12 protein-coding genes are annotated in these 16,637 nt (G+C 66.4%); 9 read left to right on the forward strand and 3 right to left on the reverse strand.

Annotated elements, in window-relative coordinates; all coding sequences use genetic code 11:
* Positions 1–320 precede the first annotated feature (320 nt).
* The 3 genes from rpmG to V7116_RS21145 are packed head-to-tail and all read left to right on the forward strand — an operon-like array spanning position 321 to position 2,962.
* A complete protein-coding gene (rpmG, locus tag V7116_RS21135) occupies positions 321–485 on the forward strand; it encodes a 50S ribosomal protein L33 (protein WP_324393963.1) in 165 nt (54 codons plus the stop codon).
* Between the two features lie 12 nt (positions 486–497).
* Positions 498–1,709: a GTP-binding protein gene (locus V7116_RS21140; RefSeq protein ID WP_324393964.1), complete on the forward strand. Its 1,212-nt coding sequence runs from the start codon at positions 498–500 to the stop codon at positions 1,707–1,709.
* Between the two features lie 11 nt (positions 1,710–1,720).
* Positions 1,721–2,962 (forward strand): class I SAM-dependent rRNA methyltransferase, encoded by a 1,242-nt coding sequence (locus V7116_RS21145; protein WP_324393965.1) that lies wholly within the window; start codon positions 1,721–1,723, stop codon positions 2,960–2,962.
* A gap of 92 nt (positions 2,963–3,054) precedes the next feature.
* Here the strand turns inward: V7116_RS21145 and V7116_RS21150 are convergent, their stop codons facing one another.
* Both V7116_RS21150 and V7116_RS21155 read right to left on the reverse strand, forming a co-directional pair.
* A complete protein-coding gene (locus V7116_RS21150; RefSeq protein WP_324393966.1) occupies positions 3,055–4,173 on the reverse strand; it encodes a DegT/DnrJ/EryC1/StrS family aminotransferase in 1,119 nt (372 codons plus the stop codon).
* Positions 4,170–6,323, reverse strand: coding sequence for a Tex family protein (locus V7116_RS21155; RefSeq protein WP_324393967.1), 2,154 nt, complete (start codon positions 6,321–6,323; stop codon positions 4,170–4,172). Before V7116_RS21155 ends, V7116_RS21150 begins: the two co-directional genes overlap by 4 nt.
* A gap of 337 nt (positions 6,324–6,660) precedes the next feature.
* On the opposite strand from V7116_RS21155, the gene V7116_RS21160 reads away from it, so the two are divergent.
* Genes V7116_RS21160 through V7116_RS21170 form a run of 3 tightly spaced genes read left to right on the forward strand, consistent with a single transcriptional unit; the run spans position 6,661 to position 10,628 of the window.
* A complete protein-coding gene (locus tag V7116_RS21160; protein ID WP_324393968.1) occupies positions 6,661–7,284 on the forward strand; it encodes a PadR family transcriptional regulator in 624 nt (207 codons plus the stop codon).
* Positions 7,285–7,306: 22 nt separating this feature from the next.
* Entirely contained in the window at positions 7,307–8,047 is a 741-nt protein-coding gene (locus V7116_RS21165) for an ABC transporter ATP-binding protein (RefSeq protein ID WP_324393969.1), read from the forward strand.
* A gap of 10 nt (positions 8,048–8,057) precedes the next feature.
* On the forward strand, positions 8,058–10,628 hold the full coding sequence (locus V7116_RS21170) for an ABC transporter permease (protein WP_324393970.1): 2,571 nt from the start codon (positions 8,058–8,060) through the stop codon (positions 10,626–10,628).
* Between the two features lie 201 nt (positions 10,629–10,829).
* On the opposite strand, the gene V7116_RS21175 is transcribed toward V7116_RS21170, so the two are convergent.
* Positions 10,830–12,143, reverse strand: coding sequence for an MFS transporter (locus V7116_RS21175; protein WP_324393971.1), 1,314 nt, complete (start codon positions 12,141–12,143; stop codon positions 10,830–10,832).
* 205 nt (positions 12,144–12,348) lie between these two features.
* On the opposite strand from V7116_RS21175, the gene V7116_RS21180 reads away from it, so the two are divergent.
* Genes V7116_RS21180 through V7116_RS21190 form a run of 3 tightly spaced genes read left to right on the forward strand, consistent with a single transcriptional unit; the run spans position 12,349 to position 16,407 of the window.
* The gene (locus tag V7116_RS21180; RefSeq protein ID WP_324393972.1) at positions 12,349–13,413 is read left to right on the forward strand and encodes a zinc-dependent alcohol dehydrogenase; all 1,065 of its coding nucleotides are present in this window, start codon (positions 12,349–12,351) and stop codon (positions 13,411–13,413) included.
* Position 13,414: 1 nt separating this feature from the next.
* Positions 13,415–14,413 carry a Gfo/Idh/MocA family protein gene (locus V7116_RS21185; protein WP_324393973.1) on the forward strand — a complete coding sequence of 333 codons (999 nt, stop codon included), beginning with the start codon at positions 13,415–13,417 and terminating at the stop codon, positions 14,411–14,413.
* Positions 14,410–16,407: a glycoside hydrolase family 36 protein gene (locus V7116_RS21190; protein WP_324393974.1), complete on the forward strand. Its 1,998-nt coding sequence runs from the start codon at positions 14,410–14,412 to the stop codon at positions 16,405–16,407. Before V7116_RS21185 ends, V7116_RS21190 begins: the two co-directional genes overlap by 4 nt.
* Positions 16,408–16,637: the final 230 nt, after the last annotated feature.

Here is a 16,637-nt window from a genome sequence, read left to right on the forward strand (position 1 = left end):
CCTCTCCAACTTGATTGGAGAGGGGCCGGGGGTGAGGTCTGCTCTTGCCTTTGCTTCTGCTTTTCCCTAGTCCCCAATCCCTGGTCCCTGATCCCTGCCTTTCCGGGGCCAGGGGATGGGGGGCTGCAGGCTCTGGCCCGTTTCGCATGGCGGCACGCCGCGCCCTTGACAGGCCGGGGAGCGGCTGTTAAAATCCGCGTAACTGAAAATGATTTTCATTTACAGGCGGCAGCGGTTTTGCCGCCTGTTATGTGCGCGCCTGGGAATCCCCAGCCGCGCCGTGCCGACCGTCCACCAAACAGGGCAGCAAGGAGTGAGCGATGGCTAAGAAGAAGGATATTCGCGCGGCGATCAAGCTGCGCAGCACCGTCAGCGGCCACGTGTACCTGACGCAGAAGAACCGCCGGAACGACGCGCAGCGCCTCGAACTGATGAAGTACGATCCCGTCGCGCGCCAGCATGTGCTCTATCGTGAAGTGAAGTAAGTGGGTGCTGTCATGCCGGAACAATTGCCTGTAACCGTGCTCTCGGGTTTCCTGGGCGCGGGGAAGACCACGGTGCTGAACCACATCCTGAACAACCGCGAGGGCCTGCGCGTGGCCGTCATTGTCAACGACATGAGCGAGATCAACGTGGACGCGCAGCTGATTCGCGGCGAAGGATCGCTCAGCCGCGTGGACGAAAAGCTCGTGGAGCTGACCAACGGCTGCATCTGCTGCTCGCTGCGTGAGGACCTGCTCGAAGAGGTGGCGCGGCTGGCGCGTGAGGGCCGGTTCGACTACCTGCTGATCGAAGCGTCCGGCGTTTCCGAGCCGATGCCCATCGCCGCGACGTTCACCTTTCCCGACGGCATGGGCCGCGCGCTGAGCGACTTCGCGCGCCTGGATACCACCGTCACGGTGGTAAGCGCGTCGAACTGGCTCAAGGATTACCAGTCGCGTGAAGACGTGCAGGATCGCGGGTTGGGAATGAACCCGGACGACGACCGCTCGATTGTCGATCTGCTGGTGGAGCAGGTCGAATTCGCGGACGTGATCGTCATGAACAAGATCGATCTCGCCTCGCCCGACGAGATCGCCCGGCTTGAAAGCGTCCTCCGCCGCCTGAACCCGGATGCGCGCATCCTGCGTGCCGAGTACGGCCAGATTCCGCTGGACGCGGTGCTCAACACGGGGGCGTTCGATTTCGACCGCGCCACGGCGCTGCCCCTTGTGCTGGCGGATGCGGGTCACACCCACGCCGACACCGACGAATACGGGATCAGCAGCGTGGCGTTCCGCGCGCGCCGCCCGTTCCACCCCGAGCGCCTGGACGATCTGATCCAGGGCGATCTGTTCGATCCGATCCTGCGTTCCAAGGGCACGATCTGGCTGGCGTCCCGGCCCGAGGACGTGATCCTCTGGTCGCAGGCGGGTGATCAGTTGGAATTGGAGCTGCTCGGCACGTGGTGGGCCGACACCCCGCGCGACGAGTGGCCGGACGATCCCGAAGAGCGCGCCGAGATCGAAGCCGGGTGGCACGAATCGGTGGGCGATCGGCGGCAGGAGCTGGTCTTCATCGGCTTGCACCTCGACCGCGCCTCGCTGTACCCGGCGCTGGAAGCCTGCCTGCTGACCGAAGCGGAAATGGCGCTCGGTCCCGATGGCTGGGCCGAGTCCTTTGACGATCCGTTCCCCGAGTGGGAGACGGATCTGTATCTGGACGCTTGATCCCGCCGCCCATGACAGTTCTGGATGCTTTGCCCCGGCCCGCCCAGAAGCGTATCGCGCTGCACGTGGCCCCCGCTGCCGAGCGCGCGCTGCGTGCCGGGCATCCGTGGGTGTTCGAGAGCGCGATCCGCAAGCAGAGCCGCGAGGGTGCGCCCGGCGATCTGGCCGTGATCTTCGACGCGAAAGATCGTTTCCTGGCGGTGGGCCTCTACGACCCGGCCTCCCCGATCCGCGTGCGCGTGTTGCAGCAGGGCCAGTCCGCTGCCATCGACCGCGCCTGGTTCGCGGATCGCCTGTCCGCGGCGGCTGCGATTCGGGAGCCGCTGGCGGCGCAGGGCACGACCGGCTACCGGCTGGTGCACGGCGAAAACGACGGCCTGCCCGGCCTGATCCTCGACCGTTACGCGGACACGCTGGTGCTCAAGCTCTATACGGCTGCGTGGCTGCCCCATCTGCGCGACGTGCTCGCCGCGCTGGACGAGGTGCACCCGTCGCCGCGCCTGATCCTGCGCCTCAGCCGGGGCGTGGCCGATCTCGCCGCGCCCTACGGCCTGTCTGACGGACTGGCCCTGGTCGGAGACGCGCCCGACGCCCCGGTGATCTTCGAGGAAAACGGGCTGCGCTTCGCGGCGGATGTGGTGCACGGGCACAAGACGGGCTTTTTCTTCGACCAGCGCGACAACCGCGCCCGCGTCCGCGATCTGGCGGCGGGACGGCGCGTGCTGGACGTCTTCGCTTACAGCGGCGGCTTTTCGGTCTATGCGGCGGCGGGCGGTGCGGAATCCGTGCTCAGCGTGGATGTGAGCGCGCCTGCGCTGGAAGCGGCGGCGGCGAACATGGCGCTCAATGCGGACAATCCCCGCGTGCAGGACGCGAAGCACGACATTCTGGTCGAGGATGCATTTGTCGCGCTGGAACGGCTGCGCGCCGAGGGACAGGTGTTCGATCTGGTGATCGTGGATCCGCCCTCGTTCGCCAAGAGTGCGGCGGAAGTGGATCGCGCGCTGGCCTCCTATGCGCGGCTCGCGCGGCTGGCGGTGGGTCTCGCTGCCGAGGACGGCATGGTTGTGCTGGCGTCGTGTTCCAGCCGTGTCACGCCGGACCAGTTTTTTGAGACGGTCACCCGCGCCGCCGACGACGCCGGGCGGCCCCTCGTCTGGCCGTACCGCACCGGCCACGCGCTCGATCACCCGGTCGGCTTCCCCGAAGGCGAATACCTCAAGTGCCTCTACGCCACCGTCATGGATGAGTGATCGCCGGAGCAACGCGCCTTGATTTTGCGTAGGGGTAGGGCAAGCCCTACCCGGCTTTGCTCACACGGGTGCAGCAGGCGAGTATCCCACTCCTACGGAGTGTCTGGCCGTGCTTGTCTCCCCGCTCCAACCCCGACTGAAGAAAGGTTGGGGGTGAGGTCGCGGTGAGTTTGCAGTGCGCGCAGCCCCGCGATTGCGTCCCCCGTGCGTGCCAGCATGTCCGGCGTCGCGGACTCGTCCACGAACAAATTCAGCAGCCGTCCCGCGAACCGGCTCGCGCCCGTCGCCTGCCCGAACAGCGCGCTCAGCGGCGGGTACAGATCCGATCCGCTCAACCCGGCGGCTTCCATCGCGTACACGATCCGCCGCGCGAGGATCGGCGTCGGCGCGCTGATGGTGTAGCGCCAGATTGCGTCGCCCGCGCGCAGGTCCGGCGGGACCAGCGGCAGATCCTTAAGGCGCTCCGCCAGCCACGCCGCGTTGGCGTTGCGCGCCGCGACCCGGTCCGCCAGCGTGTCCCACCCGGCGGTGATGCGATCCACGTTTTCGCCCGCGTCGTCGAACGGGCGCAGCAGTGCGGGCGCGTCCCGCCGCAGCATGTCCGCCATGCCCCGCGCCGCCGGAGCGGGCAGCATCGCGTCTAGCACGCTCAGATCGAAGTCCGGTAGCGCGGGCAGCCGCACCGCGTCTGTCGCGATCGCGTCCATCAGCGCCACATCGTCCCCGATCACCGCGCCGCCGCGCCCGTCGATCATCTTGTGCGGATCGAAGCTCACGAACGCCACATCGCCCCACGCACCAACCGGTTTCCCGTCGATGCACCCGCCTAATCCCTGCACCGCGTCCTCGATGATCGGCACGCCCGGCGCAGCGGCCCGGATCGCGTCCAGGTCGGCAATGTGCCCAAACAGGTGCGCGACCAGGATCGCCCGCGTGCGTGGCGTCACTTTACGCTCCACGTCACCGGGATCGAGCGTGAAGCGCCCCGAGAGCACGTCCGCGAACACGGGCGTGAACCCGGCCAGCAGCACACCTTCCAGCGCCGTGAAACACAGCAGGTCCGGCAGAATCACCTCGCCGGGGCCGTCCCGCCGCGCGATCGCGCGCAGCGCCAGCCACAGCGCGGTCGTGCCGCGCCCGCACAATACCACGTGCGAACGCCCCGCTTCCCCCGCGATCCGGTCGGCCAGCGCGCGCATGCCGTCGCTCACTCACGCATACTCAGCGCGATGCGGCCCCGCTCGGGATCGACGCTCTTGACCGTCACGTCCACCACGTCGCCCACGCTGACGATCTCGTACGGATCGCGCACGCGGAATTCGGACAGTTCCGAGATGTGCACCAGCCCGTCCTGCTTCACGCCGATGTCCACGAACGCACCGAAGTCCACTACGTTGCGCACCGTGCCTTTGAGCTTCATGCCCGGCTTCAGGTCTTCCATCTTCAGCACGTCCGACCGCAGGATCGGCGCGGGCAGCTCGCTGCGCGGATCGCGCCCGGGCCGCGTCAGGTCGTTGAGGATGTCCGCCAGCGTCGGCTCGCCCACTTCGAGGGACCGGGCCAGTGCAGGCAGATCGAGCGAGGGGCGCAGCCGCAGCAGCCGCTCCGTAAAGCCGGGATCGTCCAGCGACAGGTCGAGTTGTTGCAGCAGCCGCTTGACCACCGGGTACGATTCGGGGTGAACGCCGGTGTTGTCGAGCAGCGTCTCGCCATCAGGAATACGCAAAAATCCGGCGGCCTGCTCGAACGTTTTGTCGCCCATACCCTTCACGCGCCGGATCGCCAGCCGCGACCGGAACGGGCCGTCTGCGTCGCGCGCCTCGACGATGCGCTCGGCCAGCTTCGGCCCCAGCCCGGCGACGTGCTGCAGCAGCGCGGGCGAGGCGGTGTTGGCGTTGACGCCCACCCGGTTCACCACCGTCTCGATCACCTCGCTCAGCTTGCCTTCCAGCGCCTTTTGATCGACGTCGTGCTGGTACAGCCCCACGCCGATGCTGCGCGGATCGATCTTCACCAGCTCCGCCAGCGGATCGAGCGCCCGCCGCGCGATGGATACCGCCCCGCGCATCGACACGTCCATGTCCGGCAGCTCGGCGCGCGCCAGCGGCGACGCGGAATACACGGACGCCCCGGCCTCGTTCACGATCAAATATTTCACCGGCTCGTACTCGCGGATCAGCGCCGCGACCAGTTCCTCCGTCTCGCGTGAGGCGGTCCCGTTGCCGATCGCGATCAGGTCTACGCCGTGCGCGCGGATCAGATCGACCAGCGTGTGCAGCGCCTTGACCCGCTCGTTCTGCGGCGGATGCGGGTAGATCGTCGCGGTCGCCAGCACCTTGCCCGTCGCGTCCACCACGGCGGCCTTGCTGCCCGTGCGGAAGCCGGGATCGATCCCCAGCACCACGTGATCCTTCAGCGGCGGTTGCAGTAGCAGCCCGACGAGGTTCGTGGCGAACACCCCGATGGCGTGCCGGTCGGCCTGTTCGGTCAGGTCGCGCCGTAATTCCCGCTCGATGGCGGGCGCGATCAGCCGCTTGTACGCGTCGCCCACCGCCAGCCGCAGTTGATCCGCCAGCGGCGAGTGGGGATGCGCCGGAAACTGCCGCTGAAGCTGCTCCGCGATCTGCTCGCCCGGCGCGTCGAGCCGGACCTTCAGCGCGCCCTCGCTTTCGCCCCGGTTGATCGCCAGCACTTGATGCGGGCGCAGCGACCGCAGCCCGCCGGAAAATTCGTAATAAGTTTTGTAGACGCCTTTTTCGTCCTTGCCCGCGTCCGCCACCTGCACGTTCAGCGATCCGCGCTGCTGCGTCAGCCGACGCACCACGTCGCGCGCGGCGGCGTCGTCCGCCACCCGTTCCGCCACGATGTCCCGCGCGCCCTGCAAAGCGTCCTCCGGCGTCGGCACGTCCGCGTTCACGAACGGTGCTGCGATCCGTTCCGCCGACTCGCGCCCCGGCGCTTGCGCCAGGATCAGGTCCGCCAGCGGGGCCAGCCCGCGTTCCTGCGCGATCATGGCGCGCGTGCGGCGCTTGGGTTTGTACGGCAGGTACAGGTCCTCGACCGCTTGCAGCGTCTCGGCAGCCTCGATGGCATTTTGCAGGTCGGGCGTCAGTTTGCCCTGCTCCGTAATGCTGGCGATCACCGCGTCCTGCCGCTCGCCCAGTTTGCGCAGGTACATCAGGCGATCCATCAGCGACCGCAGTTGTTCTTCGTCCAGGCTGCCGGTCATTTCTTTGCGATAGCGCGCTACGAACGGGATGGTGTTGCCCTCGTCGAACAGATGAATGGTGCGGTCCACCTGATCGCGGCGCAGCGAGAGTTCGGCGGCCAGCTTCCCGGCGATGTCACGCTTCAACGGCATGTCTGTTCCTTCCTTACGTCGGCTTCACACTTGACGGCGGTCATCTTCCCCCTGCAATCGGTGCGGTTTGCGCGTTGGGTGTGTAGGGGCAATTCATGAATTGCCCCTACCGGGCGGAGCAAGCCCGCCCCTACAAAACCTCTGTTGATGCTGCTTGTCTCCCCTCTCCAACTTGATTGGAGAGAGGGGGCCGGGGGTGAGGTCGCGGTTGCTTTTGCTCGCGGCTCATTTTACCTGCTGCGCCGCAAAACATCACCCGCCCGAATCCTATTGACAAAAATTACTCACTGAGTGTATAGTTTTCTGGAAATCTAGAATCGCGGTGAATAGGTTTGTTATGTCGGTCAAACACACGCTTCTGGGCCTGCTCTACCAACGCCCGATGCACGGCTACGAGCTGGGCAAGCAGCTCAACCTGACGGTCAACGCCGAGTGGGACGTCAAGCCCGGCCAGATCGCCAGCACGCTCGCCCGCCTCAAAGACGCCGATCTGGTCGATTACGACATCGAGGCGATCGACGACGCGCCCGATCGGAAGGTCTACTGCATCACCGAGGCAGGCCGCGACGAGTTGGAGCGCTGGTGTCTGACGCCCGAAGTGCGCGATTACCGCCTGGGCGATGCGTTTTACATCAAGCTCGTGCTCAGCCTGACGGGCGGCCCGGTCAGCCCGGACCAGATCCTGCTCATCCAGCGGCGCGAGCTGTACCAGCAGCTTCACCAGGCGACCGATCTGGTCCGTCAGGCCGATCCCGCGACGCAGCTCCCGTGGATTCTGCTGCTCGAAAGCGCCGTGATGCATCTGGAAGCCGATCTGCGCTGGATTGAAATGTGCGAGGCGCGCCTGCCCGATCTGAAACACTTCGAGCCGCCCAAGCCCGTCCCCAAACGGCGTGGACGGCCCAAGCGGCAGCGTTCCAGGTCTCGTGAACTCCCTGTACCCAGTCCGTCTGAGCAGTGATCGTTGTGATCAAGGACCAACCATGAACATCGTACGTACCGAATCACTCACGAAAAAATACGGCACTCCCGACCAGCCCATCTACGCCTTGAACGACGTTAATCTGGAAGTGGCCGAAGGGGAGTTTCTGGCGATTATGGGGCCGAGCGGTTCCGGCAAAAGCACGCTCTTGTACCTGTTGGGCGGGCTGGACCGGCCTACCAGCGGCAAAGTGTGGGTGCGCGATGCCGAGCTTTCCAAGTTGGGCGACGATGCGCTGTCGCACCTGCGCCGCACGGCGCTCGGCTTTGTGTTTCAGTTCTTCAACCTCGTGCCGGTGCTGACCGCGCGCGAAAACGTCGCCATGCCGCTTATCCTCGACGGCGTGCCGCGCCCCGAGGCGCTGGCCCGCGCCGACGACGCATTGGCCCTCGTCAACATGGCCGATCGCGGCACGCACCGCCCCTCCGAGCTGTCGGGCGGGCAGCAGCAGCGCGTCGCGCTGGCGCGCGCCATGATCGCCCGTCCCGCTGTGGTGCTGGCCGACGAGCCGACGGGTAACCTCGACTCCCGGTCCAGCGACGAGATGGTGCAGATGCTGCGCCAGACGGTCGATGCGTCCGGCCAGACGATGATCCTGGTCACGCACGACCCGCGCGTGGCAGCCTACGCGGACCGCATCGTATTCCTCAAGGACGGCAAGATCGCGGACGACAACCGGCTCAAAGGGCAGGGCAGTCCCGACCAGATCCGCGACCAACTGAGCAAAGTTGCTCTCGCCTGAGGGGGCAGTCATGACGACACAATCAACGACTCACACGCACGGACGCGGCGCGACCACGTGGCAAATGACCGTGATGGCGCTGCGTTACCTGGGCGGGCGTAAGCTGCGCACCACCCTCACCACGCTGGCGATTGTCTTTGGCGTGGCGCTGATCTTCAGCGTAAACCTCGTGCTGCCCGGTATGCGGGAGCTGTTCAACCAGTCGATGACCACCGTCACCGGGACGGACGTCTCGATCACCAATGTGGCGGGCGGCACCTTTGATCCTGCCCCGGTCATGGACGTGGTCGATCGGAACGAGGACGTGCAGGCGGCGGTGGGCCTTCTTTACCGCCAGTTTGTGCTGCCCGACGACAAAAGTGACGTTCTGGGCGATCTATCCCAGATCCAGATCGTTGGCGTCGATCCCGCGCTGGTGGATGGCGTCTATCACTTTGTGATGAGCGAAGGCCGCTTTCTTGAACCCGGCGAAAGCGGCAGCGTGATCATCTCCAGCAGCGTCACAGATCTCGCGCCGCAGCTTCAGGTCGGCTCGACCTTTTCCCTGACGACGGTGGGCGGCCTGAAGACCTTCACCGTGGTCGGCATGTACACGCCCGAAAGCCCGCTGGCCGTGCCGCAGTTCATCGTATCCCTGTCGGACGCGCAGGCCGCGCTCGATCAGCCGAGCATGATCAACACGGTGGAAGTGCTGCTCAAGCCGGGTGCGGACCATGACGCCGTGACGAAGGAACTCCAGCAGGCGCTGGGCGGCAGTTACACGCTGGACGACCGCGCCGCGACGAGCGCGCTGCCGTCGATCGACGTGGGCTTCGCCATGATGAGCCTGTTTGCGGCGCTGGCGCTGTTTTTGGGCGCGTTCCTTATCTTCAACACCTTCCGCACGGTGGTGCTCGAACGCCGCCGCGACCTGGGCATGCTGCGCGCCATCGGCGCGACGCGGCAGCAGATCACGCAAACGATCCTGGTCGAAGGCTTGATCCAGGGCATCCTCGGCACGCTGATCGGCATGGTGCTGGGCTACCTTCTGGCGGCGGCGCTGCTGTCGGGCATCCAGTCTCTCGCGGACTACGTCACCTTCGTGGGCGACATGAAGCTGAGCTTCAACGTGACCGCGTTTGCCGTCCCGCTGATCGTGGGGCCGCTGGTTGCGCTGGTCGCAAGCTATTGGCCCGCGCGCGCCGCTGGCCGGATGTCCCCGCTGGAAGCGCTGCGCCCCGTGCCCGCCGCCGGACTGCGCCATGCGGCGCGCTGGAGCCTGATCGCGGGCGGCCTCTGCGTGGCCGTGGCCGTCGCGCTGATGCTGACCGGCAGCAAGGGTGCGACCTTCGGCGCGGTGCTGTTCATGGGCGGCATGGTGATCGCCGCGCCGGGGCTGGTCCTTCCGGCGTCGCGCTTGTTCGGCCCGTTGGTGACGCTGTGGTTCAACCGTGAGGGCGATCTGGCGCAGGGTAACGTCGCGCGCCAGCCGGGACGCGCGGCCATCACCGGCAGCACGCTGATGATCGGCGTGGCGTCCATCGTGATGGTGGCGGCGATGGTGAGCGCCTTCATGGATCTCGGCCAGGACCTCACCGACGGCACGTTTGCCAGCGACATCATGATCCTGCCGCAGAGCATCGCCGTCTACGACAACGTGCTGGGCGCGGATCAGTCCCTGGCCGGTGACATCCAGGCCCTGCCGGACGTGGAGACGGTCTCCACCCTGCGCGCGGCTGCAACCACGACGGACGGCGCGCCGCTTTCCCTGCTGGGCATCGATCTATCGACCTTCCGCGACGTTGAAACGCTGATGTTCGAGGAAGGTAATGCCGACGACGCGTTTGCGGCGTTGAGCGCCGGGCGCGGCGCGATCGTCACGCCGCTGGGCGCTTCGACGTTGGGCCTCAAGTACGGCGACGATTTCGTGATCGAGACGGCGGAAGGCCCCCAGACCTATAAGGTCGTCGCGCTGGCGCAGGACCTGCTCACGTTCAAGACGACCACGGCGCTGATCTCGCAGGAAAACATGGCGGCGGATTTCCATAAATCGGAAGACGTGCTGCTGATGATCAACCTGACGCCGGGTGCGGACAAAGACGCGGCGCTGTCCGAGGTCGAGTCGCTGCTCGCCGGTTATCCGCAGTTCACGGCGCACCTGTCGAAAGACTATGCGGACACGATGATGGAGACGACCAGGAGCGCCACGGTGATGTTCTACATCATCGCTGCCCTGATCCTGATTCCCGCCGGGTTGGGCCTGCTGAACACGCTGACGATCAACGTGCTGGAACGCACGCGCGAGATCGGCATGATCCGCGCAGTCGGCGGCAGCCGCAGTCAGGTGCGCCGCATGGTCACCGGCGAGGCGCTGCTGCTGGGTATCTTCGGCGCGGCGATGGGCGTGCTGACGGGTGTGGCGATCAGCTACGGGTTCATCGCAGCCTTCAGCTTCATCGGCTGGGATATGCCCTATACCTTCCCGGTGGCGGGCATCATCGCCGCGCTGATCATCGGCATCCTGCTGGCGCTCTCCGCCGGGATTATGCCCGCGCGCAGCGCCGCCAAACTCGATATCATCCGCGCGCTGCAGTACGAATAACCCAAACCCATTCGCGGATTTCTAACCCGCCCCTACGAACCCCGTTGAGACGGCTTGTCTCCCCTCTCCAGCCCAGACTGGAGAGGGGACGGGGGTGAGGTCGCGGTGTTGACCGGCTTAATTTGTTAAACGGCATCAAACCCGCCCGTTTTTCCTTCATAACACACACACCAGGGAGGCCCGCGTCTCCCTGGACTGTTTTTACGTCGGCTGCGCGGCCTGAATCTGCTCTCTGAGCGCCGTGTCCGCCTGCATATCCGCTTCAAGATTGCGCAGCGGCGGAAAGAACAGCGCGGTCGTGCTGCACAACAGGCACGTGATGCCCGCCAGCGCGAACCAGAACCGCACCCCGACCGCGTCCGCAACCGGACCCGCGATCAGCAGGCTCACGGGCGTCACCGCCGACGTGATCGAGTTCATCAGCGTGAAGATGCGCCCCTGCATGCTGGGTGCCACGTTCAACTGCAAGATCGCGTGCAGCGGCCCGTTCGTGATCGGGAACATGAAGCCCGTGAAGAACAGCCCGCCCAGCGCGATCGCAAATCCGCTGGCCGGAGCCATTCCCACCACCGCCATGCCGATCCCCTGCCCGCACAGCCCGAACCCGGCGGTATCCATCAGCCGCTTGAAGCCACCCCAGACCCCCAGTGTCAGCCCGCCCAGCACGATCCCGATCCCCCACGCGGAGTCCATCCACGCGAGCTGAAGCGCCTCTCCTCCGAAGTGATCGGTCACCAGTATCGGTATGAGCGCGATCGCGGGGAAAAACACGAAACTCACCACGATGGCGACGCCGAAGAACGTCATCAGGCCCGGCAGGTGCGCCGCATACCGGAACCCCTCGGCCAGATCGTGCAGCACGCCGGGCCTGCCGCTTCCAGCGCGATCGGGTTCCGGGTCCGGCTGCGGCACGGCGATGAACAGCAGCGGCGCGATCGCGATCGCGGCGGTGGCGATGTCGATCGCCAGCACCTGCTCGATCGGCAGCGCCTTCAGCAGCAGCGCGCCGAACGGCGGCGCGACGATGTTGATCGCGCCCGACAGCATCTGGTTGAATCCCGCGACACGCGGCAGGTGTTGTTTGGGGACCATCAGCGAGGTGGAGGCCTGCATCGCGGGCCAGTGGAACGCCCCGCCCGTCGAGCGCAGCATCAGGACGAGGAACACGTGCGGGGTGTCCGCCGCGCCCACCGCGAACAGGGTGACCAGCCACAGCGTCGAGAGCGCCACGCCGCCGTCCGCCGCGATCATCACGACGCGCCGGTTCCACCGGTCCACCAGCGCCCCCGCCAGGGGACCGATCAGAATCTGGGGGAGCTGCCCGACCAGGGTCGCCGTGGCGAGCACGGTCGCTGATCCGGTTTCCTTCGTCAGCCACCAGATCAGCGAGAACTGCACGAGCTGGCTGCCCAGCAGTGAAAAAGCCTGCCCGGTCCAGATGGCGGCGAACAGCGTTTTCCAGCGCTGGCCGTCCTGCCAGGGGTGTTGCGGTGTCGGTGAAAGGTCTGTGGTCATACGGCCTCCCCACCCAGCACGATCGTTTGTGAAAATGCTTACAAACTATGCTCGTAGTGTACGCCGCTTTCGCTGATTCCGGTAAAACGTCGGCGGGCGTTCCGCGCCTGCCTGCGCCCCGCGTGGGCGCGGCGTGCTAAAATGAGGGGGCTGTCTTTTTGCCGGGCAAAATGCACTTGATACTTTAAGGATTGCAGGAGCTTTTATGGGCAAGTTGTTGGTCCTCGCCGAACCCTATCACCTGGATTACGAGTCTTTTGAAGATGAGTCTTTAGCGCCCGATGGCATCCGCATCAAGACGCTCTATTCCGGCATCAGCGCCGGGACGGAGCTGGCGCAGTATCGCGGCACGAGTCCGTTTTTGCACAAGCGCTGGGACGTGGATCGCCGCCTGTTCGTGCCGGACGAGGCGACCTCGCTGACCTATCCCGTCCGCAGCCTCGGCTACGAGGAAGTGGGCGAAGTGGTCGAGGTCGGCCCGGCGGTGGAAGGCGTCACGGTCGGTCAGCGTGTGTTTGGCACGTGGGGCCACCGCACGCATTACGTCGCCGCGCCGGACTACGTGTTGCCCCGGCTGATGCCGGACGGCCTGGACCCCGTGCTCGGCATTTTTTCGCACCTGGGCGCCATCGCGCTCAACGGCGTGCACGATGGCCGCATCCGCATCGGCGAGACGGTCGTCGTGTTTGGCCTGGGCGCGCTCGGCCAGATCGTCGTGCAGGCGGCGCGCCAGTCCGGCGCGCACGTCATCGCGGTCGATCTGCACGCCTCGCGGCGCGGGATGGCCGCTGCGATGGGCGCGCACGTCACGCTCGATGGCGGCCAGGGGCAGGTAGCCGAAGCGATCAAGGATCTGACCGGCGGGCGCGGCGCGGATGTGTGCTTCGAGGTCACCGGCTCGACGCGCGCGCTCAACGAGGCGATCCGGTCGGCGGCCTATTCGGCCCGCGTCGTGGCGATGGGTTTCTTCCAGGGCGAGGCGCAGGGCCTGTTCCTGGGCGAAGAATTCCACCACAACCGCATCAACGTGGTCTGCTCGCAGATCTCTGGCTCCGACCCGGAGCTGAAGTACCGTTGGGACAAGATGCGCCTGTGGCAGACGGCGATCCGCTTGCAGGCTGAAGGCACGCTCGACCTGCGCCCGCTGATCACGCACACCGCGCCGTTTGGCGCTGCCGCCGGGCTGTTCGATCTGCTGGATCGCACGCCGGACGCGATCCTTCAATCAGTGCTGACTTTTGAGCCGGACGCAGCAGGGCAGAAGGGCTGAAATGGACCGTTTGCGCACGGGGATTTTAGGTTGTGGCAGCTTCGCGCACCGTCACGCGCAGATCCTGGCCGCCTTGGGCGATCAGGCGGAAATGGTCGCCTTCAGCGACCGCAACGAGTGGAAGGCCCGCGCCTTTGCCGACCAGTACACGGCGGGGCAGGCAGCGGTCTTCACCGATCACCACGCCCTGCTGGACGCCGCGAATCTCGATCTGCTGATCGTCTGCCTGCCGCCCTACGGCCACACCGACGAAGTCGAGATGGCGGCGGAGCGCGGCGTGCATCTGCTGATCGAAAAGCCGATCGCGCTCGATTCGGAGCAGGGTTGGCAGATGGTCGAGGCCGCCGAACGCGCCGGGATCAAAACGCAGGTGGGCTTCATGTTCCGCTTTGGTGAGGCCGTGGAACAGCTTAAAACGCTGCTGGCCTCGGGCGAAGTCGGCCAGCCCGGCCTGATGAGCGCGCGCTACTTCTGCAACGCGCTGCACGCCGACTGGTGGCGCATGCGCGAAAAGTCGGGCGGTCAGTTGGTCGAGCAGATCATCCACATGTTCGACCTGCTGCGCTATCTGGTGGGCGATGCGCTCACCGTTTACAGTCGCCAGGAGAACCTGTTCCACACCGAAGTTCCCGGCTACACCGTCGAGGACATCAGCGCGACCGTGGTCGGCTTCGAGAACGGCGCGTTGGGCGTGGTCTACGCCACCAACGGGGCCATCCCCGGCAAGTGGATCAACGACTACCGCGTGGTGGCGCAGAAGCTCACCGCCGAGTTCACCGACGCCAACCACGCCACCTTTACCTTCACTGACGCGCCCGATCGTCCGCCGCAGGTCATCGCCTCCGACCGGGACTTCCGCCGCGCGCAGATGCAGGATCTGCTCGACGCGATCCGCACGGACGGTCAGACACGCACGCCGCTGCGCGAGGGCGCGAAGTCGCTCGACCTCGTGCTGGCCGCGATGCGTTCCGGCGCGTCGCACGGTGAGGTGACCTTGTGAAACTCACCCTGACGCCGCAGGGCGCGTTCGCGCTGGAAACGGCGGCCCTGGCGCTGCGCGGGCTGTGCCCGGTCGTGAACGGGCGTCCGCTCAAAGCGTGCGTGCTGGAGGTGCTCGAGCATGCCGCCGGGGTCCGTGTCCGTTGGACCGGGCCGGACCTGGATGGGGCCGCGTTCGAGTTGGAGGCGGCGCATCGTGCCGCCCCCGACCGCGTAGAGTTCCGCTGCCGCCTGATCGGCTGGCCCGACGCCGCGCTGGACTCGTTCGGCCTGCGCTTCGAGCGTGTAGAGAACCTGCGCGCTTACCTGCGCAATGGCTACTTTAGCTGGGACGGCAGCTTTTACGTCGAGCCGGAAGCGCTGGCCGTGGCGGGCGTGCGCGAGCCGCGCCTGCAAACCGGGTACGCCATGACCCAGCTTTTGCCGCGTACCGGGGCGGGTGCGGTCGTGATCGGCTTCGACCGCCACGATCGTTTTCAGCAGACGTTCACCGTCGATGCCCACGCCGCGCCGCCTTCGCTGACGGTCCTGACGCTGTGGGATCGCAAGTCGCCCGCGCCGGATGGCGTCTGTGAATCCGAGCGGCTGGTCGTGCTGGAACACGCCGATGTCGAGGAATCCCTGCGTGCCTGGGCGCGGCTGGTTGCGCAGGCCGCGCCGGTCCCGCCGCGCGTGCCCGACGCGCCGATCACCGGCTGGTGCTCGTGGTACAACCTCTACGCCAGCCTCAGCGAAGATATCGTGCGCGGCCATCTGCGCGGCGTGGCGGAGGTCGCCTCGCGCGAGGATCTGCCCATGCGCGTCTTCCAGCTTGATGACGGCTTCACGCCCGAAATGGGCGACTGGCTGGAGGTCAAACCACAGTTCCCGCGCGGCATCAAGCCCGTGCTCGACGAGATCCGCGCGGCGGGCTTCGTGCCGGGCCTCTGGATCGGGCCGTTCATGGTCGGCAACCGCAGCCGCCTCTACCGCGAGCATCCCGATTGGGTCGTGCGGGACCGGCTCACAGGCGGGCCGCTGGCGCTGATGACGTTTTACGGCGAGTTCCGCTGGCACAAGCGCAGCGAGGAGTACTACATCCTCGACACGACGCACCTCGCCGCCTTTGACTACTTGCGGCAGGTGTTCCGCACGTGGCGGCACGACTGGGGCTGCGAGTACTTCAAGACCGACTTCATGCACTTCCCGACCGAACACGGTCCCGACCGGGCGCTGTGGCACACGCCGGGCCTGACCCGCATCGAGATCTGGCGGCAGGTGGCTGAGATGATCCGCGAGGAAATCGGGGACGCGACGTGGCTGGGCTGCGGCTGTCCGCTGTGGGCGTCGGTCGGCTTGGTGGACGCGGTGCGCATCGGGCGCGATGTGGGCGTGCAGTGGGCGGGCAACCAGTCCGCCCAGTCGATGCTGCGCGATCAGGCGACGCGCAGTTTCGGCGGTGGCATCCTGTGGCAGACCGATCCCGACTGCATCCTGCTGCGCGAGCGTTTCCACCACCTGACGGACGCCGAGGTGCGCGCGCTGGCGATCTACGCCGGGATGTCCGGTGGGCTGATCATGACCAGCGACGCGCTGGACGAGCTTTCCGAGGACCGTCTGCGGCTGTGGAAGCTGGTGCTGACGGATTGGCGCAGCCATTGCCGCTACCCGCTTCTGGGGCAGTCGCCGCTGGTGATCGAGACGCCGCCGGGCGCGGCTTCCCCGTCGATCCGCGCCCTCGACCCGGTGATGGTCCAGGTGCGCACGCCGGGCGGCGCCAGCCCGAACGACGATGCGGCGCTGTTCGTCTTCAACACGGGCGAGATCCCGGTCCAGCGGCGCTACACGCTGGCGGCTCTGGGGCTGCCTGCCGCGCGCTGCGTGATGGAATGGCCGTCGGGCGAGCGCTGGCCGGACCCGGTAGACACGATCGATCTCACGCTCGCGCCGCACGCCGGAACGCTGCTGTTCCTCAGCACCGTGCCGCTCGATCGCCTACCCGCCCACCTGCCATAGCCAGCCATAGGAACGTGCTTTTTGTAGGGGCGATGCTTGCATCGCCCGTCCAGCGAAAGAACGGGTAGAGCAAGCTCTACCCCTACGGTGACTACCGCTGGCGCTTTGGCTCCACTCCAGGGAAAACGGTCCTGTTTGGTCCGTTAGCTTATGGCCTATGGGTTAGAATCCCACCTCCACAAACCCCCATTGGGCCCGCCTGTCTCCCCTCTCCAACTTGATTGGAGAGG

Source organism: Aggregatilinea sp. (assembly GCF_036822615.1).
Classification (GTDB): Bacteria; Chloroflexota; Anaerolineae; order Aggregatilineales; family Aggregatilineaceae; genus Aggregatilinea.